The 20,961-nt window shown below is 61.0% G+C and carries 16 protein-coding genes; 8 read left to right on the top strand and 8 right to left on the bottom strand.

Going from position 1 to position 20,961, the window contains the following annotated elements:
• Positions 1 to 92: 92 nt before the first annotated feature.
• Together trxB and trxA are read left to right on the top strand one after the other, a co-directional pair.
• Positions 93 to 1,049: a thioredoxin-disulfide reductase gene (gene trxB / locus ARTSIC4J27_RS20865; RefSeq protein WP_050057124.1), complete on the top strand. Its 957-nt coding sequence runs from the start codon at positions 93 to 95 to the stop codon at positions 1,047 to 1,049.
• A 40-nt stretch (positions 1,050 to 1,089) separates the two neighbouring features.
• The gene (gene trxA, locus ARTSIC4J27_RS20860; protein ID WP_050057123.1) at positions 1,090 to 1,416 is read left to right on the top strand and encodes a thioredoxin; all 327 of its coding nucleotides are present in this window, start codon (positions 1,090 to 1,092) and stop codon (positions 1,414 to 1,416) included.
• A 4,966-nt stretch (positions 1,417 to 6,382) separates the two neighbouring features.
• Here trxA and ARTSIC4J27_RS20845 read toward each other — a convergent pair.
• The 8 genes from ARTSIC4J27_RS20845 to rpmH form a co-directional block, all read right to left on the bottom strand.
• The gene (locus ARTSIC4J27_RS20845) at positions 6,383 to 7,702 is read right to left on the bottom strand and encodes a ParB/RepB/Spo0J family partition protein (protein ID WP_050057120.1); all 1,320 of its coding nucleotides are present in this window, start codon (positions 7,700 to 7,702) and stop codon (positions 6,383 to 6,385) included.
• 66 nt (positions 7,703 to 7,768) lie between these two features.
• Positions 7,769 to 8,836: a ParA family protein gene (locus ARTSIC4J27_RS20840; protein WP_235436806.1), complete on the bottom strand. Its 1,068-nt coding sequence runs from the start codon at positions 8,834 to 8,836 to the stop codon at positions 7,769 to 7,771.
• Between the two features lie 89 nt (positions 8,837 to 8,925).
• Complete coding sequence (rsmG, locus tag ARTSIC4J27_RS20835; protein ID WP_050057118.1) at positions 8,926 to 9,576, bottom strand: 16S rRNA (guanine(527)-N(7))-methyltransferase RsmG; 651 nt, start codon at positions 9,574 to 9,576, stop codon at positions 8,926 to 8,928.
• 21 nt (positions 9,577 to 9,597) lie between these two features.
• Positions 9,598 to 10,164 (bottom strand): Jag family protein, encoded by a 567-nt coding sequence (locus ARTSIC4J27_RS20830; protein WP_050057117.1) that lies wholly within the window; start codon positions 10,162 to 10,164, stop codon positions 9,598 to 9,600.
• Positions 10,164 to 11,135 carry a membrane protein insertase YidC gene (gene yidC, locus ARTSIC4J27_RS20825; RefSeq protein ID WP_050057116.1) on the bottom strand — a complete coding sequence of 324 codons (972 nt, stop codon included), beginning with the start codon at positions 11,133 to 11,135 and terminating at the stop codon, positions 10,164 to 10,166. The genes ARTSIC4J27_RS20830 and yidC overlap by 1 nt, the downstream gene beginning before the upstream one ends.
• Positions 11,136 to 11,150: 15 nt before the next feature.
• Positions 11,151 to 11,543, bottom strand: coding sequence for a membrane protein insertion efficiency factor YidD (gene yidD / locus ARTSIC4J27_RS20820; protein WP_200900865.1), 393 nt, complete (start codon positions 11,541 to 11,543; stop codon positions 11,151 to 11,153).
• On the bottom strand, positions 11,536 to 11,943 hold the full coding sequence (rnpA, locus tag ARTSIC4J27_RS20815; protein WP_050057114.1) for a ribonuclease P protein component: 408 nt from the start codon (positions 11,941 to 11,943) through the stop codon (positions 11,536 to 11,538). Before rnpA ends, yidD begins: the two co-directional genes overlap by 8 nt.
• Before the next feature lie 40 nt (positions 11,944 to 11,983).
• Positions 11,984 to 12,121 (bottom strand): 50S ribosomal protein L34, encoded by a 138-nt coding sequence (gene rpmH, locus ARTSIC4J27_RS22360; RefSeq protein WP_003800212.1) that lies wholly within the window; start codon positions 12,119 to 12,121, stop codon positions 11,984 to 11,986.
• Positions 12,122 to 12,590: 469 nt separating this feature from the next.
• Here rpmH and dnaA point away from each other — a divergent pair, with 469 nt between their 5' ends.
• The 6 genes from dnaA to gyrB all read left to right on the top strand — a co-directional run bounded on the left by dnaA (position 12,591) and on the right by gyrB (position 20,923).
• Positions 12,591 to 14,012, top strand: a complete 1,422-nt coding sequence (gene dnaA, locus ARTSIC4J27_RS20810; protein WP_050057113.1) for a chromosomal replication initiator protein DnaA — start codon at positions 12,591 to 12,593, stop codon at positions 14,010 to 14,012.
• A 524-nt stretch (positions 14,013 to 14,536) separates the two neighbouring features.
• Complete coding sequence (dnaN, locus tag ARTSIC4J27_RS20805) at positions 14,537 to 15,661, top strand: DNA polymerase III subunit beta (protein ID WP_050057273.1); 1,125 nt, start codon at positions 14,537 to 14,539, stop codon at positions 15,659 to 15,661.
• A 110-nt stretch (positions 15,662 to 15,771) separates the two neighbouring features.
• Entirely contained in the window at positions 15,772 to 16,656 is an 885-nt protein-coding gene (gene gnd / locus ARTSIC4J27_RS20800) for a phosphogluconate dehydrogenase (NAD(+)-dependent, decarboxylating) (RefSeq protein ID WP_050057112.1), read from the top strand.
• A 45-nt stretch (positions 16,657 to 16,701) separates the two neighbouring features.
• Positions 16,702 to 17,904, top strand: coding sequence for a DNA replication/repair protein RecF (gene recF / locus ARTSIC4J27_RS20795; RefSeq protein ID WP_050057111.1), 1,203 nt, complete (start codon positions 16,702 to 16,704; stop codon positions 17,902 to 17,904).
• Positions 17,897 to 18,454 (top strand): DUF721 domain-containing protein, encoded by a 558-nt coding sequence (locus tag ARTSIC4J27_RS20790; RefSeq protein WP_050057110.1) that lies wholly within the window; start codon positions 17,897 to 17,899, stop codon positions 18,452 to 18,454. The genes recF and ARTSIC4J27_RS20790 overlap by 8 nt, the downstream gene beginning before the upstream one ends.
• Positions 18,455 to 18,832: 378 nt before the next feature.
• Positions 18,833 to 20,923 (top strand): DNA topoisomerase (ATP-hydrolyzing) subunit B, encoded by a 2,091-nt coding sequence (gene gyrB, locus ARTSIC4J27_RS20785; RefSeq protein WP_050057109.1) that lies wholly within the window; start codon positions 18,833 to 18,835, stop codon positions 20,921 to 20,923.
• The last annotated feature ends 38 nt before the right edge of the window (positions 20,924 to 20,961 follow it).

Below are 20,961 nucleotides of genomic sequence, written 5' to 3'. Positions count from 1 at the left end.
GGCGCCGGAATATTCAGCCAGCAGTATCAGTTGTGCCATGTGGCCGGCCTCCACGGCGGGGCGCGTCTAAAAAGGAAGAGGTTCACCGTCCAGTGACCATCGCAGAAAACACCGCGTCGGACGTACGTGATGTCATCATCGTCGGCTCCGGCCCGGCTGGCTACACGGCAGCTGTCTACACTGCCCGCGCCAACCTGAAGCCCCTCCTGCTGGCAGGTTCCGTCACCGCCGGCGGGGAACTGATGAACACCACTGACGTGGAAAACTATCCGGGATTCCCCGAAGGCATCATGGGACCGGACCTGATGGAGAACTTCGAGAAGCAGGCAGCGCGCTTCGGCACAGAGATCCAGTTCGAGGACGTGACGTCACTTGAGCTGGAAGGGCCGGTCAAGAAGGTCACCATCGCCACCGGTGAAACTTTCCAGGCAAAAGCAGTAATCCTCTCCACCGGCTCCGCCTACCGTGAGCTTGGCCTGCCCAACGAGAAGCGGCTCTCCGGTCACGGCGTTAGCTGGTGTGCAACCTGTGACGGTTTCTTTTTCAAGGATCAGGACATCGCAGTGATCGGCGGGGGAGACTCCGCCATGGAAGAGGCACTGTTCCTCACCAAGTTTGCGAAATCGGTAACGGTTGTTCACCGCCGCGACTCGCTAAAGGCGTCGAAGATTATGGCAGACCGCGCGCTGGCGCACGAGAAGATCAACTTCATTTGGAACAGCACCGTTGATGACGTTATCGGCGATAGCAAAGTCACCGGACTGAAGTTGAAGAACCTGGTTGACGGTACGGTTTCCGATCTTGCCGTCACGGGTGTCTTTGTGGCGATCGGAAACGACCCGCGGACCGACCTCGTTAAGGACGTCCTGGAACTGACCCCTGAGGGCACCATCGCCGTCCAGGGGAGGAGCTCCAAGACGAGCCTTCCCGGTGTCTTTGCTGCCGGCGACGTCGTTGACCCCACCTACCGCCAGGCCATCACCGCATCCGGCTCAGGTTGTGTAGCTGCCATCGACGTGGAGCACTACCTAGCAGACCTGCCAGCCTGAACTGTAAAGCGATATTGAAGAGGAAGAGAGAAACAAGGTTATGAGCAACGCAAAAGATGTAACGGACGCAAGTTTCGGCACGGACGTACTGTCCTCTGAAAAGCCGGTTATCGTTGATTTCTGGGCCGAGTGGTGCGGTCCCTGCCGCAAGCTTGGCCCCATCCTCGACGAGATCTCCGTCGAGTACAGCGAGAAGGTCGATGTTGTGAAGCTGAACGTGGATGACAACCCTGCCATCGCGGCCGAATACGGCATCACTTCCATCCCTGCCGTTTACCTGTTCCAGGGCGGCGAAGTGAAGAGCACTGTTATCGGCGCAAAGCCGAAGCAGTTCTTCGAGAAAGAATTTGCTGACGTCCTTTCCTAGGCGACAGCAGTTGCTGGATGTCCAGCAACTGTCGAGGGTGGCCATTGCTCGTTGGGGCGGTGGCCACCCTTTTTGTTTTTTTGCTGTCATAACTGGAAACAGCTCTTCTCCGCACTGGTTCGTTTACCTCGTAGCCCTAAGCCCGAATGACCATCCTTCAGAACCTGTGCTTGGCGCGCCAGCTTTTTCTGTTTCACGTGAAACAGCCATCATGCCGGGAGTTCTCCTTGTTTCACGTGAAACGTCAGACGCTCAAGGTGGAAAGAAGAAGGGATATAGTTCCCCGTCTACCGCGAGATTGCAGCACCCAAGGAGACTTCCGCCCTTGAAGGACGTGAGCCTGCTGCTCGTGCTCCACACCTCCGGAACAACGCACCACAGTCAGAGGATCTGGAATTTCTGTCCGCCGGTTCACCGGAGAGCCCGCAACCTCCAAGATACGCAAGATACAACTCGAGACGTTCGCACTAACGGTTATTGTTGGCTGGTTCGCTTCGGACCCTCTCCTCTCCACGGCTATCCAGTTCACCAGCAGGCCGGAGGGACAGTAGTTCCATTGTTTCCCTATGCTGGGGGAGTAGATTGACCGTGTGCCAGACCGGCTGCAGCGTTGCCGCCGCGATCAGCTGCCGGCACCGCCGTGCGCTACCCGGGCCTGTTTGGGGATTGCCAGGGGTTTCGGTGGCCGCGTGGGAAGGGGCAGTCTTAGCGGCTATTCGCAATGGCTTCTCGCCCGCTCGTCCTGTTTCCTGGTGCAGCCTCCTGATGGGACTGTTTCACGTGAAACGTAATGTGCCTTTACACGACGAGGGGTCATATTACTGCGATGGTCATGTGGTTGTGGTCTGCACCGCAACGACCCATCCGCCTTGCGGCGCCCCACAGAACCGCTACAGCGGTAAGGTACGGGACGACACCGCTATGCGGGCAACCCTCAGCCCGGCTCATCGCCGATGTGCATCGCAGGCAGACCGCAAAGTTTTCGTCCCAAAGCCCGTCCATTCGGGAAAGACAAGTTACGGGAGGGCAGATCCGCCAAGCACAGTCCTATCAGATGCACGATCCACCTATACGGCCTCGGAGCAAGAATTGGGCAAAAGGGGAGCGTGCCGCTACTCTGCACCAAGTTGGGCTGGATACCAATACCGGGGCGGGTCACGGTGCTGATGGGGCCACGGCCGCGATGTAGTCCCAGCATGTGATGGCGGTGTTTGCCGCTACGCAGCTCAGCATTCTGCTTCCCCTTGGATCCTCTTAGACCAGTGGAACCTATCTATGGCCGCGTGTCGGTAGTTCCGTGTGGCGTGGATCGATTCAGCAACGGCGACATGGATATGAACTCTCAGTCCTGGACGCTGCATGACGCGATCCCGCTTCACACATCGGCACGCGCGGCGGATACAGCCTTGCTACCGGACTATCCTAATTCAGCCCGAGCCTCGTCAAGAGGATCTTCATGGACAACAGAGATATCGTGGTTGCGCGGCAGCAGACGCAGCTGCTCGTCGCATTCCTCACTGTTTCACGTGAAACGGTGCGGGTTAGTTGCCCGATCTCTCGAAGTTCTGCGGAACCGGGCAAGGGATCTTCTCAGGAGCCAGGACCAGGCAAACGTCGATTCCGGTATGAGACATCGGGAGAGCACCGCCTACTGCGCGTGGTGGTGGCGAGCCCTAAACCGGCACCCAACATAGTAGCTACTCTGGTCAAAAGAGCATGGGCTGGCGCCCTTCCCTGCGCCACCACCAGTCGAAATCGGGAACCCCCTGGAGGAGACCAAGGCGCCGACAGGCGCCGCATGATTTCCGGGCAACGAGAGGAGCGCAAGGCGAGGTTATGACGGCACTGCGTCTGCCGCCGCAGAGGTTTGGGACTACCAACACGTACTCCGAGGCCGACCCCTTGGTCACCCAGACCTACTAGCAGAAGCGAGAGAGCGAGCCTGATGGGGTCCTTTTAGCAGTCGGTACAGCAGATGATTGTCATCCCAACAAATCGTCCGTGTTCAGGTCGACTTTAGGAATGCGCTGTTCAGTTGGGCTTTGGTTAGCCAGAAGTAGTCTGGCTCGGGCGGCCAGGTGTAGAGACCCAAAGACCTAAAGGAATCCGCCCAGTTCAACCCCACGGTCGGGTCGTCCGCTCCTAGTTATCCCCAAGATATCCACAGGCCTGCCGCCCCAATATCCACAGTGTTATCCACAGGCGCAAACAATGCACTGCTACTAGGCGGGAGGCAACAATAAGGAGTGAGCATCGCGTGGACGGTTGGGACGATGGTATGCAGTCTCCGAGGATCGGGCGCTGACCGCCGCCTGAGCACCGATGTGAGGCCCAAAACGGCCAGAGTAAACCGGAAATTGTGGAGTTACGACCTCTATTCGGCAAGCAGCTCCGCCAGTAGGCGACTTGGTCGATGCTCCCTAGAGTTTCACGTGAAACAGCTCACGCTCACATTGCAGTGACCGATCCAGAGTCACCTCCGGCCGTTCAGGAAGTGGGATGAGAACATCATCACATCCACAGGCTCCAGCGTGACTATCCACACAGTTATCCACAGCCTTATCCACCGTGAGGTATGTGCACAAATTCCCGATACGACTAAGGCATCCAGGCTGGAGCACGCCCTACGGAGACTCTCCTCCGGGCCGACGCGAAGCCCTACGGAGACTCGCCTCCGGGCTGATGTGAAGCCCTGGCCAGGCATATCGGAAATAGACTGGTGGTAGGGCCATGTCCTTGTGCGCACTAGGTGTTTCAAAAGGCGCGAAACCACACAGCCACACCAGCCTAGGTGTTTGCGTACCAAGGCCGCGTCGGCGGATGAGACCCCGCTCATGCCGCCGGAACAGGGGTTCCGAACGCAAAGCGAGGGACCAAGCTTTGGGGTGCATTCCGTGTGGCGCCTCCGGGGGAGCGCGTTCGCACCGTCGGGAAAGTTGGGCCATCGGCCTCGCGGTACGGACTCTCTGATTCGTGATGGGTTTGGTGCAATGCCCCGGCCGCTTTCGATAGTGGCGGCTCGGTAAAATGTACTGCCAACCGCTATTGCTGCGAACTGTACTCCGCCACTCAAAGCCCATCGCCGGGCCTATCCTTAGGGATTGGACTCTTCAGCCGGCAAGTCACGGGGAGGCCCGCTACTCTTCCCAGAGCAGTGCACGGGCACCGGCATCGGCATCATCGGGGGAGGATGAGACTACGACTCAGGCGCAGAGGACAGGCATTTGGGTGCACGGGAGGTCTAGCGAATTGACATGCTGGGGAACTCCTCGTCGTCTCATCCCAGCTAGCAAAGCCGACCAACCGTCCTCGCAAAATCCTGGCAGCACCGTAGTGGCCTGGATCGCAAACATTTCACGTGAAACCAGAGCGGCGTGGGTGGTGCCCTTTCACGTGAAACCGTAGCGGCGGGCGGGATGCCGTTTCACGTGAAACACCAGCGGACGCATGTTGAACAGGCCCTGGCTAAGGGCGTGCCCGCTTCCGTAGTCATTGAGGAACCGGGGGGGAGGCTCAAGAGGTGGCAGGACACGTTAGCGCTGGCCAAGCTGAATGTGAGCAAGGTAGAAGGCGGACCAAGAGTCCAAGAGCTTTACCTCATCAGTTCATGCCTGGGAGGCTATCGCGAGAAGGCATAGTTGATGCTGCGCAAAATGCATGCAGTCTCGCATGACCTCGCAGAGTCCGGCTTCAACTGCGCGCACTCCATATTCATGCAGCCCTTTCGTCCCAAAGTCCTCAAGGACGTACATTCAGACGCGTGGGGGAATACTACCTGGCTAGTCTTATCGGCATTCAGCGCGATTCCGCAACCGGCCTCTCCTCAAACGTGAGAGGGTCTTAGCACGCAAGGACCTCGAGGGTTGTGCGAGAAGCGCCCGTGCGGAGAAACCGTCTCTGTCTAGGCGGTATTCTCGCGAGTCTAACCGATAGCTGGAATCTCGGAACAACGCAGTACCACAAATATGTGGACCTGGTGCCTAAAAGATCACATCGAAAGCGGGGTAACGACCTGGCTTAGCAACAAGTATCTGTGCGATCGCGGGCCGTAGCGCCGCAAGCAGCGGCAGATTTGACCAGCGATGGTGTCGCTGAGATGGCGACACAGTAGAGAGGCGGCGCGAAATATCGGGTCCTGTTTCACGTGAAACGGCGCGCTCCGGCCTTCTCACTCCGCTTCCCCTCAAGTCATCAAAACAAGAAGCCTTGCGAAGCGAGAGGACGTGAGATTTGGATACCAGGAGCTGCAAACATGGCTAAACCTTCATAGAAGTAGTTCCAAATGATCATGCAGAATACCGTTATCAAGATCCTGGCTGTCCGCAAGGAGGAGAGCTACGCAGGCCCCCAAAACAACTTGGAGCGAGCTGACTGCAGACGCATCACAGCAAGACCAGCGTTATGGGCTCCTTTGGCAAGGCAGGTAACCCGAAGCCGCAAAGCTGCGCGCTCACAGCAGCCGCTTCTAGCGTTCATTGGTCGTTTGCGGCTCATCGGATGGCTGAAACACGACATCTCCACCATCCGATTCCCCATCCAATTGGTGGCGCCGGTGCGCAAGAACCCGATCGCTCTGAGGCCAAGTGCTAGGCCCGCTGAGAAGTGAAGGCAACACTGCTACCCGCCGGAAACAAAACGTTTCACGTGAAACGCCAAACAAGAATGGCTGAGTGGCGGGCAGGCGTCGCGGGTTGCACATTCTTCTTGAATGTATGGAAGCGAGGCAAGCAGCGCCTAGGCCACTACGACGGACACCGCTACTCCAGTCTTAATGATCGCCAGCAACCAAGACGGCGGTACCAACGACAGGCATCAAGGGAATGAGGGCAAAACCAACAGGCTACCTACACGGCTTCCCAATCTTCAGGCGGGCTGAAGAGAACCTGCAACAATCAAGGATTCGCGTAGCAGCCACGCGAGACCGCAACACAGGGCAAAAGCAATGAACGCAGGTGCAGGCTCGTTACTAGTTATCCGCTCCGGGCGCCAGAACATCCATGATCCGGTTGAGATCCTCAACGCTGGCGAACTCAATGCTGACCCGTCCCTTGCGAACGCCAAGCGAGATCTTGACGTTGGTGTCCAGACGGTCCGACAGCGAGGAGGCCAAGTAGTCGAGACGCTCATGACGGGCGCCAGGGCGGGGAATGTTGTTCTTGGCGGGCTTCGCCGGATCCTGGTACAGCGTAACGGCCTCTTCCGTGGCGCGTACGGACATTCCCTCGGCGACGATGCGCTGGGCCAGCCTTTCCATGGCAGCGGCGTCAGGGAGCGCCAGAAGGGCTCGGGCGTGGCCGGCCGAGAGTACACCGGCAGCAACCCGGCGCTGGACAAGGGGAGGAAGCTTTAGCAAACGCAAGGTATTCGATACCTGAGGCCGCGACCGGCCGATGCGGTCGGCCAGTTGCTCGTGAGTAGTGCCGAAATCTTCAAGGAGCTGCTGGTAGGCCGCGGCCTCTTCCAAGGGATTGAGCTGGCTCCGGTGAAGGTTCTCGAGCAGCGCGTCGCGCAGGAGGTCATCATCCGTGGTGTCCCTGACGATTGCAGGGATAGTCTCCAGCCCGGCAGCCTGCACGGCACGCCACCGGCGCTCGCCCATAACCAGCTCGAACGGTTCTCCACCTGATTCGGTAGACTTCCGGACCACAATTGGCTGGAGGACGCCGATTTCGCGGACAGAGTGAACAAGCTCGGCCATGTCGTCTTCATCGAAGACTGAACGCGGCTGTTTGCGGTTCGGATGGATGTCCGTGACAGGAATCTCGGCAAAGCGGACGCCCGGTACCTCGACCAGGTCAACGCCGTTGTCTGCTTCGAAAGACCCGACGGAAGCCGCGGGCAGGTCAACCGGATCGCCGGGCTCCTCTGTTGCTTCCGCAACCTTCTTAGCGCTGGTCTTTGTCTTGCCGGCACCGTTGGCGCTGGCATCGTTCTTCGCAGCCGACCCGTTGGAGGACGTTGCGGATCCGGTAGCGCGCCGTGCAGTAGAGGACTTGGCGGCGGTGGATTTGCCGGTACCGTTGCTTGACGATGTGTCCGTTGTGTCCTGTGCCGCTGCTTCGGCGACGGCAGTTTCCGGGGAGTCGGCATCTGTGCCGGCCGCGGGCTCTTTCGCAGTAGTAGAATCCAGAACCGATTCGGTGGGATCAGCCTTCCTGCGACCCTCGGGAAAGAAGAGATCGACAGGGCGCGCAACCGCTGTGCCGTTGCCCGCACCGTTAGCACCGGCGGAACTCGGAATCAGTGCGCCAAGACCGCGGCCTAAGCCCCGTCGCTTCTCGCTCATGGGTAAATCCCTCCAGTGGAAGAGCCAGGACGAGCCGGACTCCAGTTGTTGCAGTTCTTGAAGATTTTAGCGTTCTGCTATTTCGGCAGCGGCTTCCAGGTAGGACAGTGCGCCACTGGATGAGGGGTCGTAAGTCATCACCGTCTGCTGGTAGCTCGGAGCCTCCGAGATGCGCACCGAACGCGGTACCACTGCGGACAGGACCTGTTCCGGGAAATGCTGGCGGACCTCGGCGGCTACCTGCGCGGCAAGGTTGGTGCGGCCGTCGTACATGGTGAGCAGGATGGTGGACACCACCAGGTCGGCGTTGAGATGCTTTTGGATCATCTCGATGTTCTTGAGCAGCTGGCTCAGGCCTTCCAGGGCGTAGTACTCGCACTGGATGGGAATGAGGACTTCGTTGGCTGCGCAGAATGCGTTGACCGTCAGAAGGCCAAGGCTCGGCGGGCAGTCGATGAAGATGTAGTCCAGCCGCTGCTCGCCGTTTTTCTCCCGGACCTTTGCGTAAACATCAATAGCGCGGCGGAGCCGCTGCTCGCGGGCCACCAGGGATACGAGTTCAATTTCCGCACCCGCCAGATGGATGGTGGCGGGAGCGCAAATGAGGTTCCCGATATCCGGGCACTGGGCCACAACGTCAGCCAGGGGAACATCGTTGATCAGGACGTCGTAGATACTGTCCACGTCAGCGTGGTGTTCGATCCCGAGGGCTGTGGAGGCATTGCCTTGGGGGTCAATGTCAATGACGAGGACGTTGAGCCCGGCGGCTGCGAGAGCCGCAGCGATATTCACCGTAGTGGTGGTCTTGCCGACACCGCCCTTTTGGTTGGACACGGTGAAGACACGCGTCGTCTCGGGGCGCGGCAGTTGGCGGCCCACCAACCGCTCCCGGCGGCGTGTCTCATGTGCCAGTTCCCGGGCGATGGGACTGGAGTCATCAATGGCGTCGATGATATTCCCCCTACCCGTGGAGGTTGTTTCACGTGAAACGAAGACAGGAGACGTGTTCGCTACCGCACCAGGTTGATTCGCGAGTACACCGGAGGCACCCGAAACAGTCCCAGCGAAAGATCGTGCGGACCCCAGAGACACAAACGGGGGTATCCGTTGTGTGGAGGCTTCGCTACTGGTCACTGGGGCACACTCACTCTCGTTCAGCTATTTTTGCTGCCGTTGACTAGCCTAACTGCTTACCCCGGCAGACTGCGGCTGCCGGGCCAACACTAGGGCTTCTTTTGGGACTTGTTTACAACGATGCGTACTACGGTGGTGGGCTCCTCCAGCAGGTTCTCGCCAACTGTCAGGACAGACGTCTCGACACCGCCGAGCTTCCGGATAACCTTGGCCGCCTTCTCAATTTCCTCGCCGGCACTGCGGCCCTTGATGGCAACCACTTCACCCTTGCCTCCGAGCAGGGGGATGGTGAGGCCGGCAAGGTTGGTCAGCGCAGAAACGGCGCGGGCGGTCACAACGTCAGCATCAACGTGCCCCACGGCCAGTTCAGCACGCGTCCGCATCACGGTGACGTTGTCCAGGCCCAGATCGTCCACCACTTCCTGAAGCCAGATCACGCGCCGCTCCAGCGGCTCGATCAGGGTCAGTTCCAAGTCCGGCCGTGCAATGGCCAAGCACAGGCCCGGGAGTCCGGCGCCGCTTCCGACGTCGGCGACGTGGCTTCCATGGGCTATCGCGCTTTCAATGACGGCACAGTTCAGGACATGCCGGCTCCAGAGCCTGGGGATCTCGCGGGGGCCAATCAGCCCGCGCTCGGTGCCCGAAGTTGCCAGGTGTTCCACATACCGCTTAGCGAGGTCCAGACGGTCACCGAAAATCTTCTCGGCGGCCAGAAGCTCGGAGGGAGTGATGTCAACCATGATTAGCGAACCAGCAATTCTCTAGTCCGCGGATACAACGATGTGGCGTCCGGCGCCTTCGCCCTCGGACTCACTCACCAGGCCCAGGTCGGCAACGGCGTCATGGACGATCTTACGTTCGTAGGCGCTCATCGGTTTGAGGGCGACTGCCTCGCCGGTCTTCTTCACGGCGGCGGCCGCATCCTCGGCGATCTTTTGCAGGTGGCCGGTGCGTTCCTTCCGGTACCCGTTGATATCCAGCACCAGGCGGGACCGGTTTTCCGTGGCGGACAGCACGGAAAGGCGGGTCAGTTCCTGCAGGGCTTCAAGGACTTCGCCGTCCTCGCCCACGAGGCTGTCGAGGCTGTCCGACTCCTCCTCGGTAACGATGGAGATGTAGGTGCGCCCGTTCCGGACCTCGATGTCGATGTCACCGTCGATATCCGCAATGTCCAGCAGTTCCTCGAGGTAATCGGCTGCGACGTCGCCTTCTTCCTCCAGGCGGCTCGCGGAAGAAGCCTTGGGGGATGAATTGTCCTGGTCCACGGACTCGTCCTGCTCGTCAATCGTCTCTTCAGAAAGGGCCTGTTCGGTGCTCTCGGCTGACATTACTTCTTCTTCCTGTTCTTGCGTTGTGGCTGAATGCGCTGTCCCTTGGCCTGCGCCACGGCAGCGGCAGCAGCCGCTGCGTCGGCGTCGTCGTCCTTCTTACCGGTCAGGATCGAAAGGGCCGGAAGGCCCTTGGCGGCACGGCGTTCGGCGAGGGCCTTCGCTGCCGGGGATCCCGGCGTCGGCATGCGGCGGATGACAAAGAACTGCTGGCCCATGGTCCAGAGGTTGGTGGTGGTCCAGTAGATCAGGACACCGATGGGGAAGTTGATGCCGCCCACACCGAACACGATGGGCAGGATGTAGAGCATCATCTTCTGCTGGCGCATAAAGGGGCTGGCCATGGCTTCTTCAGACATGTTCTTGGCCATGATCTGCTTCTGGGTGATGAACTGAGACGCGGTCATAGCGAGGATCATCAGGATGCTCAGGACAACGACGGCCACGTTGGTGACGCCGCCGTGAAGCAGTGCGGCAGACAGCGGAGCCCCGAAAATGCTGGACTGATCAAACTGAACCACCTGCTCGTGGCTCATCGCGCCAATGCCTTCGCCCTCCCGGCTTGCCGTCGAAATGCCGGACAGCACCGTGAACAGTGCGAAGAAGAACGGCATCTGGATCAGCATGGGCAGGCACGCGGAGAAGGGGTTGGTTCCGTGCTTTTTGTACATAGCCATCTGTTCCTGCGCCATGGCCTGGCGGGACAGCTGGTCGGTCTTGCCCTTGTACTTGTCCTGCAGTTTCTTCAGGTCAGGCTGCAGCAGCTGCATACCGCGCTGCGCCTTGATCTGCTTGACGAATACGGGAATCAGGGCAGCGCGGATCACCAGCACCAGGCCGATGATGGACAACGTCCACGTCCAGCCCGATGCCTCGGGCAGGCCGATTGTGCTCAAGCCCTCATGGAAGCCCACCATGATGACGGACACAAGCCACTTGAACGGAAACATGATTGTTTCAAAGAAGTCCATACTTATCCCTATTCGTCAGGCCGCGGTGCGGCCTTCTCCATCAGTCCGAGCAGCCAGGTACTTGTCCGGGTTGTTCAGCACAACAATTGTGGGGGTCCGGCTGGCGGGCCATTCCCGGTGGCCGGCGGGGACGTGGTCCACACCGCCGGCATTCCATGGGTGGCATCGGGCAAGGCGGCGCACAGCGAGCCAGCTCCCCTTGACGGCACCATGGACAGTAATCGCTTCAAGGGCGTAGGCCGAGCATGAAGGAAAGAACCTGCAGACCTGGCCGTACAAGGGAGAAACCACCTTGCGGTAGGCCTTCAGCAGAAGAATGAGGATGTTGCGGGGCAGGTTCCAGAGGAACAGCACCACGGCGGCCACCACAGGATGGAAATGGGCGACGACGGCGGTGGCGTTACGCACGCGGTGTCCCCTCCTGTGTTGTACCGGCCGAACCATTGGCAGCCGCCCGGGAGCGGCCGGCCAGCCGGGTCATTGTCGATTCCAGTGCAGCGTTGTAATCCGACAGCAGCTGGTCCCAGCTGGCGGACGCGGACGCGGGCAGCGCCCTGACCACTATGGCGAACCCGGTACCATACTCGCGCAGCGAGGCAGCACCGGCTTCCCTCAGTCTCCTCTTAACGAGGTTCCTGACCACAGCGTTCCCAACACCTTTGGAAACAATGAACCCGATCCGGCTGGGTTCGTCAGCAGCAATAGCTGCCGTATATAACACTACGTTCCGGCGTCCATTGCGGACACCGGAACGTACAGTTGTTGAAAAATCGGTTGCAGTCCTCAAACGGTTGCGGGTGGCCAGCACCTTAAACTCGCAAAGAAACGTCTACCGACAAGTCAGGTATTTACGCCGACAGCTCGGTACGGCCCTTGCCACGACGGGCTGCCAGGATGGCGCGGCCGGCACGGGTACGCATACGAAGGCGGAAGCCGTGCTTCTTGGCTCGACGGCGGTTATTCGGCTGAAAAGTCCGCTTGCTCACGTTAGTTACTCCAGTGGATCAAAGGTGCGCCCACCCGATCAGTAATGGGGAAGAACTGGCCGACGCTAAGTTTTGTATATGCACGCTTCCCCCGGCTGCTCAAACGCACTGCGTCTGAGAGATTCAGATGGGGCCAAAAAGCGGACACAAAGGACTTCACAACGTTAGGGCAATCCAGGGCGCCTAGTCAAACCGGAGCAGGCCATCGGCATTGTCCCCAGCTGTGGCAAACCTGCCCTCCAGGCCTGTGGATGAAGTGGCTCACAGGCCCCGATTCAGAACCACAACCGTGTAATTATCCACAAGCTACTTGCCAGCTATCTTCTAGGCTTTTCATCCCCTAGAGTGGCCCAGTAGCCGATTATCCACCTGCTGTGTATAACCCTGTGGATGAAGCTGAACCGGATCCTGGTTCCGTGCTTGCGGCTGCAGGCAATGCAGGCAAAGCAAGTTTTGAGGGAACCCATTGATGACAGTAGACGAAGCCAACCACGCCAATACTGTCGGAAGTTCCTGGCGGCGCGTTGTCAGCCTGCTGGAGCAGGACCACCGCGTTTCACCGCGGCAGCGTGGCTTTGTCATCCTCGCCCAGGCCCAGGGCCTGATCGGTTCCACCCTGCTGGTGGCAGTACCCAACGAGCTGACCCGCGAGGTACTCCAGACCCAGGTCAAGGACGCGCTGGACGATGCCCTGCACAGCGTCTTCTCCGAGGACATCCGCTGCGCCATTGACGTGGATACGGACCTGGTGCCCATCCACGAAGAGCCCGAACCCGTCGTCGAGCCTTCCTTCTCGGCGGACCAGTTGATCGAACAGAAGCCGCAGCCAATGCTGCCCAGCACCTCCCACGAGTTCGGCCGGCTGAACCCCAAGTACGTCTTCGACACCTTCGTGATCGGTTCCTCGAACCGGTTCGCCCACGCTGCAGCCGTTGCCGTGGCGGAAGCGCCGGCCAAGGCTTATAACCCGCTGTTCATCTACGGCGACTCGGGCCTGGGAAAGACCCACCTCCTGCACGCGATCGGGCACTATGCCAGGCGGCTCTACAGCGGGATCCGGGTCCGGTACGTCAATTCGGAAGAATTCACCAACGACTTCATCAACTCCATCCGGGACGATGAAGGCGCCAGCTTCAAAACCACCTACCGCAACGTTGACGTCCTGCTGATCGATGACATCCAGTTCCTGGCCGGGAAGGACCGGACGCTCGAGGAGTTCTTCCACACGTTCAACTCGCTGCACAACAACAACAAGCAGGTGGTCATCACCTCGGACCAGCCGCCCAAGCTGCTCGCCGGGTTCGAGGACCGGATGAAATCCCGCTTTGAGTGGGGCCTGCTGACGGACATCCAGCCGCCCGAACTGGAAACGCGTATCGCCATCCTCCGGAAGAAGGCCCTCAGCGAAGGTCTTTCCGCTCCGGATGACGCCCTCGAGTACATCGCGTCCAAGATTTCAAGCAACATCCGCGAACTTGAAGGCGCCCTGATCAGGGTTACCGCGTTCGCCAGCCTCAACCGCCAACCCGTTGACGTGGCCCTGGCCGAGATGGTGCTCAAGGACCTCATCACCGACGACGGCGCGCAGGAGATCACTTCGAGCCAGATCCTGCAGCAGACGGCCGAGTACTTCAAGCTCAGCATGGAAGAGCTCTGCAGCAAGTCCCGCACCAGGACGCTGGTCACCGCACGCCAGATCGCCATGTACCTGTGCCGGGAACTGACGGACATGTCACTTCCCAAGATCGGCCAGGAACTCGGCGGCCGCGACCACACCACGGTGATCCACGCAGACCGGAAGATCCGTGAACTGATGGCCGAGCGCCGTGTGATTTACAACCAGGTGACCGAGCTGACCAACCGGATCAAGCAGCAGCAGCGCGATTCCTGACGAAGCACCTATACCTTATTAACAGGTGCATGTGGATAAGCCTGTGGATAGTTAAGGGGACAACCGCGGTTAATGGGCTTAAAACCCTTAAGCCGCCTGTGGATCGTGAAAAACGCCAAAATTCTTATCCCCATCCACACCCTGTTTAAAACCTGCTCCGCCCACAGTCCATGAACAGGGCTTAACCGCCGGATCCCGCGGCGGGAAGCAGTTATCCACAGTTTCCACAGCAGTTATTAACACTACTAATCCCAAAAATTTGAACTCCCTCAAACAACAAGATCGATTCGCCCGCACCGCGCCGAGGGGCTGCCGGCCCCAAGGGGCCAGCGGCGCAAAGTGGGGATGGGTTAATCCCGGATCTTCCGGCTAAGCTGTCAGCAGCGCTCCCATCCTTGGGTTTCTGCGTGGTTCAGGCAGCACGGACCATGCAGGTTCACGGCATGGGACAACTCCTTGAGGGGCTTCCTGCGGGAAGTTTCGAAGCACATCACAGCAGCAGCAATGAAAGGCGGCACCCTTCCGTGAAGTTCAGAGTCGATCGGGACGTCCTGGCAGAAGCCGTCACCTGGACAGCCCGCTCGTTGTCTCCGCGGCCGCCTGTTCCCGTCCTTTCCGGCCTCCTTTTGAAGGCTGAGGCAGGCACGGTCAGCCTCTCAAGCTTCGACTATGAAACCTCCGCACGCCTGGAGATTGCCGCTGACATCCGGGACGAGGGGACCATCCTGGTTTCCGGCCGCCTCCTCGCCGACATCTGCCGCAGCCTGCCTTCGGCGCCGGTCGACGTCGAAACTGACGGCAACAAAGTCACCCTCACCTGCCGCCGAAGCAGCTTCCACCTGGCAACGATGCCCGAGGCTGAGTACCCGCCGCTTCCGGCCCTGCCGGCCGTCAGCGGAACAGTTCCGGGTGACTCTTTTGCCCAGGCCGTCTCCCAGGTGATCATTGCGGCGAGCAAGGACGACACCCTGCCCATCCTCACCGGTGTGCGGATGGAGATCGAGGACGACCTCATCACCCTGCTCGCGACCGACCGTTACCGCCTCGCGATGCGTGAAGTGCCGTGGAAGCCGGTCACCCCCGGCATTTCCACCAGCGCGCTGGTCAAGGCAAAAACCTTGAACGAAGTGGCCAAGACTCTGGGCAACAGCGGAGATATCCAGCTTGCCCTCTCGGATGACGACAGCCGGCTGATCGGTTTCGAAAGCGGCGGCCGCACCACCACATCCCTGCTGGTGGACGGGGACTACCCGAAGATCCGTTCGCTCTTCCCGGATTCCACCCCCATCCACGCCACGGTCCAGACCCAGGAACTTGTGGAAGCGGTACGCCGTGTCTCGCTGGTGGCAGAGCGCAACACCCCCGTCCGTCTGGCGTTCACCCAGGGCCTGCTCAATCTGGACGCCGGCACCGGCGAGGACGCCCAGGCCTCCGAGGAACTGGAAGCCCAACTGTCCGGTGACGACATCACCGTGGCCTTCAACCCCCATTACCTGGTGGAGGGCCTGAGCGTCATTGAAACCAAGTTTGTCCGGTTCTCGTTCACCACTGCCCCGAAGCCGGCCATGATCACGGCCCAGGCAGACGCGGACGGCGAAGACCAGGATGACTACCGCTACCTCGTGATGCCGGTCCGCCTCCCCAACTAATCCCCATCGGCTCCCAGCCTTCGCAAGCTCAGGCCGGGCCCCTCGCCGATGGGGCCCCAACCACCGCCACCCCCGCCTTCCAGACACCCAGCGCAGAAAGAGATTCCACCATGCACATTGGACTGATCGGCCTTGGCAAAATGGGATTCAACATGCGCGAACGTCTGCGCAAGGGTGGCGTGGAGGTTACCGGCTACGACCGGAACCCGGACGTCACGGACACCGGCTCCATCGATGAGCTCATCGCAGCTGTCCCCGCCCCGCGGCTCGTCTGGGTGATGGTGCCGGCTGGCGACATCACCGACGCCGTCATCAAGGAACTCGGCGAAAAGCTGGACCAGGGTGACCTGGTGATCGACGGCGGGAACTCCCGCTTCACTGAGGACCAGAAACACGGCGAACTCCTTGCTGCCAAGGGCATCCACTTCGCGGACTGCGGTGTGTCCGGCGGTGTGTGGGGGTTGCAGAACGGTTATGGCCTGATGGCCGGCGGGGACGCGGCAGACATCGAACGCGCGCTTCCGGTTTTCGATGCCCTGCGGCCCGAAGGCGAACGGGCTGACAGCTTTGTCCACGTGGGTGGTATCGGCGCAGGCCACTACGCCAAGATGGTCCACAACGGCATCGAGTACGGCCTGATGCAGGCATATGCCGAGGGCTACCAGCTTCTGGCGTCCAAGGACATCATCAATGACCTGCCCGGCACCTTCCGGGCCTGGCAGAAAGGCACCGTGGTCCGGTCCTGGCTGCTGGACCTCCTGGTCAAGGCGCTGGACGAGGACCCGGGACTGCAGAACATCGACGACTACGTCGAGGACTCGGGCGAGGGCCGGTGGACTGTGGAAGAAGCCATTGCCAACGCCATTCCCGCACCGGCCATCACCGCCGCCCTGTTTGCCCGGTTCGAGTCCCGCGAGGACAGCTCCCCGGCCATGAAGATGGTGTCCGCCCTGCGCCACCAGTTCGGCGGCCACGCCACCCGTCCCGCCAAATAGCAGCCAGCGGGGACCTGCGAGGTTCCCAGAATTGCCGAAAACCGCGTGTACATAGAACACCTCTCGCTGACTGATTTCCGCAGCTACGCCCAGGTGGACCTTGCCCTGGGCCCCGGCGTCACCGTCCTGGTGGGCTACAACGGCATCGGCAAAACCAACCTGATGGAAGCCATCGGGTACCTCGCCACCCTCAGCTCCCACCGCGTCAGCTCCGATGGTCCACTCCTGCGGTTCGGCACCGAACGTGCACTGGTCCGGGCCCGCCTTGTCCGCGGCGGGCAGATTACGGTACTCGAACTGGAAATCAACGCCGGGCGGGCCAACCGCGGCCGGATCAACCGCAGCAACCCGGTGCGCGCCCGAGACCTGCTGGGCATCTGCCAGACGGTTCTTTTTGCCCCGGAGGACCTGGCCCTGGTCAAGGGCGATCCCTCGAACCGCCGCCGGTTCCTGGATGAACTCCTTGCCAGCCTGGTCCCGCACCACGCCGCCACCCGCAGTGATTACGACCGTGTGCTGAAGCAGCGCAATGCGCTGCTGAAATCAGCCCGGGCAGGCAAATTCACGTCAGCCCATGAAGCAACACTTGACGTGTGGGACCAGCACATGGCCAAGGCCGGAGCCGAGCTGCTGTACGCCCGGCTTGAGCTGGTGGAGCGCTTGCGTCCGCACCTTGCCCGGGCGTACGCCGGGCTCACGGATACTTCAAAGCCCGCTGACGCCGTCTACCGCTCCACCCTTCAGAACCAGATGGACGACGACGGCGCCCCGGAGTTACGGGCTGCCGGCAGCGAAGCCGGAGGTACTCCGGCCGAAGCCGAAGACCTGCGCCGGCTCACCGTGGAGGAGCTGACGGAGCGATACGTGCGCGCCTTCGCCGATGCCCGGCGCAAGGAACTGGAACGCGGCATTTCGCTGGTGGGTCCCCACCGCGACGAACTCGAACTGGTCCTGGGCCAGGCACCCGCCAAGGGGTATGCGTCCCACGGAGAAACGTGGTCCATGTGCCTGGCACTGCGGCTTGCTTCCTACTATGTGATGCTGGACGACGCACGCACCGGTGGATCCGCCCCCATCCTGATCCTCGATGATGTTTTTGCAGAGCTGGACGTGCAGCGCAGGCGTAAACTGGCGGCAATAGTCTCGGGCGCGGAACAGGTCCTGGTGACAGCCGCCGTCGACGCCGATATCCCGGAAGAGTTGTCCGGACGGCGGGTGAAGGTCATCGCGGGAGGTATCGATGAGTAGGGACGAAAAAGACGCCGGCCGGCAGCCCGGCCGCGAGCCCGACAACATTGATGCGCCGCAGGCAGCCTTGAACAGGATGCGGGAAGCTGCCGCTGCCCGGGGCGAGATCCGCAGGGCGGCGGTGCGGCCCGGTTCCCAAAAGGCCAAACGCGGCATCCGGGACACCCGCGGGTTCAGCCAGTTCCATGCCACCGGCCGGGATCCTTTGGGACTGGGCAAGGTAGTAGGCCGCCTTGTGGCTGAACGCGGCTGGACTTCTCCTGTGGCCGTTGGCTCTGTGATGGCTGAATGGGCCACGTTGGTGGGGCCGGAAATTTCCGCGCACTGCACGCCCGAAAGCTTCACTGACACCACCCTGCATGTCAGGTGTGATTCAACCGCCTGGGCAACGCAGCTGCGGCTGCTCAGCGTGAGCCTGCTTGAGAAATTCCGGGTGGAACTGGGTGACGGGGTGGTCACAAGCATCCAGGTTCTGGGCCCCACCGCACCCAGCTGGCGCAAGGGCGGCCGGACAGTGAACGGCCGTGGACCCCGGGACACTTACGGATAGCCCGGCGCCGAACTCTTGAAAATCCTCTGATTGCCGTGTAGCGCCCTGGAAGGGCCGGAGGGTGTATAGGCACCCGCAGGCCGGAGTTTCGGAGCCCCTAGATGCGTCAACGGCCTGCGGGAGGCATCCTGCCCGCCATCCACGCCCCTGGAATGCGGGGATCCGGCCCGTTTCGCGGTAGAATCGTTGTAGATAACTGGGCGCCGGTGAAACGTTGACTGAGTCCGTTCTCCGCACGCTTCCAGCACGCGGATTTCGGATCCCACCATCAGCTAAGAGCCGGCGCCATAAGTTTGCGCCTGTTGGCGGACGGCTTTTCCATGCCTGGAAGAGCTTTTCGGCCGGCCATCATCGAGAACAGAGGAGTCGACAGCGCCTGTGGCTAACGACAATACAGATATTCTGGCAGTTGAACCCGCAGTCGAGGATGCCCGTACGCCCGACACCCCGGCCGAAGCTGCGCCGCCGCGGGAGTACGGCGCCAGCGACATTACCGTCCTTGAAGGCCTGGAAGCTGTCCGGAAACGTCCCGGTATGTACATCGGTTCCACCGGACCCCGCGGCCTCCACCACCTGGTCTACGAAGTGGTGGACAACTCGGTCGATGAGGCCCTGGCCGGCTACTGCACCCATATTGAGGTTGTGCTGCAGGCCGACGGCGGCGTGAAGGTTGTTGACGACGGCCGCGGCATTCCCGTGGACATGCACCCCACTGAGCACAAACCCACTGTTGAAGTGGTCATGACCATCCTGCACGCGGGCGGCAAGTTCGGCGGCGGCGGCTACGCCGTGTCCGGCGGCCTGCACGGCGTGGGCATCTCCGTTGTCAACGCACTCTCCAGCAGGGTGGATACCGAGGTGCGCCGCCAAGGCCACGTCTGGCGGATGTCCTTTGCCGACGGCGGCAAGCCCCAGGGCAGCCTGGTGCAGGGTGAAGAGACCGATACTACCGGCACCACCCAGACGTTCTACCCGGACCCCGCGATCTTCGAGACCACCGAGTTCGATTTCGAGACGCTCCGCGCCCGTTTCCAGCAGATGGCCTTCCTGAACAAGGGCCTGCGCATCACCCTGACCGATGAGCGCACCTCCACCAGCGACAACGAGGCCGACGCCGACCTGGACCTGGACGGCATGGTCACCGAAGGCGAAGTCAGCGCCGAACACCGCACCGTGGTGTACCAGTACGACGAGGGCCTGCTGGACTACGTCAAGCACCTCAACTCGGGCAAGAAAGTCGACGTGGTCCACGAGGACGTCATCGCCTTCGAAACCGAGGACAAAGAGCGGAAAATCGCCTTGGAAATGGCGATGCAGTGGACCAACGCCTACTCCGAGAGCGTCCACACCTACGCCAACACCATCAACACCCATGAGGGCGGAACCCACGAAGAGGGCTTCCGTGCTGCCATGACCTCCCTGATCAACCGCTACGCGCGGGAGAAGGGCATCATCAAGGAAAAGGACGACAACCTCACCGGTGACGACATCCGTGAGGGCCTCACCGCCGTCATTTCCGTCAAGCTTGCAGAGCCCCAGTTCGAGGGCCAGACCAAGACCAAGCTGGGCAACTCCGAGGTCAAGGGCTTCGTCCAGCGCGTGGTGACTGACGGGCTGGGCGACTGGCTGGAACGCAACCCCGGCCCCGCCCGCGACGTCATCCGCAAGGCGATCTCCGCCGCGCAGGCCCGGATGGCTGCACGCAAGGCCCGCGACAACGCCCGCCGCAAGAGCCCGCTGGAATCCTTCGGCATGCCGGGCAAACTGTCCGACTGCTCCTCCAAGGACCCGGAGAGGTGCGAGGTCTACATCGTGGAGGGCGACTCGGCAGGCGGTTCCGCCAAGCGCGGCCGCAACCCGGAGACCCAGGCCATCCTTCCCCTCCGCGGCAAGATCCTGAACGTGGAACGCGCCCGCCTCGACAAGGCTCTGGGCAATGCGGAAGTCCAGTCCATGATCACGGCCTTCGGCACCGGCATCGGCGAGGACTTTGACCTTTCCAAGCTCCGGTACCACAAGATCGTCCTGATGGCCGATGCCGACGTGGACGGCCAGCACATCACCACCCTGCTGATGACGCTGCTGTTCCGCTACATGCGTCCGCTGATCGAAAACGGCTACGTGTACCTGGCCCAGCCGCCGCTGTACCGGATCAAGTGGTCCAACGCTGCCCACGATTACGTGTACAGCGATAAAGAACGCGACGCCAAGCTCCTCGCGGGGCAGGCGGCCGGACGCCGGATCCCCAAGGACAACGGCATCCAGCGCTACAAGGGTCTCGGCGAGATGGACTACACGGAACTGTGGGACACCACCATGGACCCGGACAACCGCACCCTGCTCCAGGTCACCATGGATGACGCGCTGGCCGCAGACCAGATCTTCTCCGTCCTGATGGGCGAGGACGTGGAATCACGCCGCAACTTCATTCAGCAGAACGCCAAGGACGTCAGGTTCCTGGATATCTAAGGCTAACCAGCAGATATTCCAGACCCGACATATACCTG

The sequence above is a fragment of the Pseudarthrobacter siccitolerans genome (assembly GCF_001046895.1).
Taxonomy (GTDB): domain Bacteria; phylum Actinomycetota; class Actinomycetes; order Actinomycetales; family Micrococcaceae; genus Arthrobacter; species Arthrobacter siccitolerans.
This window is presented reverse-complemented; position numbering and strand designations above follow the sequence as displayed.

What these genes read in the sequence shown, in the direction of transcription:
- ARTSIC4J27_RS20845 (WP_050057120.1), bottom strand. Translation starts at nt 7,702, where the DNA reads ATGAGCGAGAAGCGACGGGGCTTAGGCCGCGGTCTTGGCGCACTGATT.
- yidC (WP_050057116.1), bottom strand. Translation starts at nt 11,135, where the DNA reads ATGGACTTCTTTGAAACAATCATGTTTCCGTTCAAGTGGCTTGTGTCC.
- ARTSIC4J27_RS20790 (WP_050057110.1), top strand. Translation starts at nt 17,897, where the DNA reads ATGAGTAGGGACGAAAAAGACGCCGGCCGGCAGCCCGGCCGCGAGCCC.
- dnaA (WP_050057113.1), top strand. Translation starts at nt 12,591, where the DNA reads ATGACAGTAGACGAAGCCAACCACGCCAATACTGTCGGAAGTTCCTGG.
- gnd (WP_050057112.1), top strand. Translation starts at nt 15,772, where the DNA reads ATGCACATTGGACTGATCGGCCTTGGCAAAATGGGATTCAACATGCGC.
- trxA (WP_050057123.1), top strand. Translation starts at nt 1,090, where the DNA reads ATGAGCAACGCAAAAGATGTAACGGACGCAAGTTTCGGCACGGACGTA.
- rsmG (WP_050057118.1), bottom strand. Translation starts at nt 9,576, where the DNA reads ATGGTTGACATCACTCCCTCCGAGCTTCTGGCCGCCGAGAAGATTTTC.
- ARTSIC4J27_RS20830 (WP_050057117.1), bottom strand. Translation starts at nt 10,164, where the DNA reads ATGTCAGCCGAGAGCACCGAACAGGCCCTTTCTGAAGAGACGATTGAC.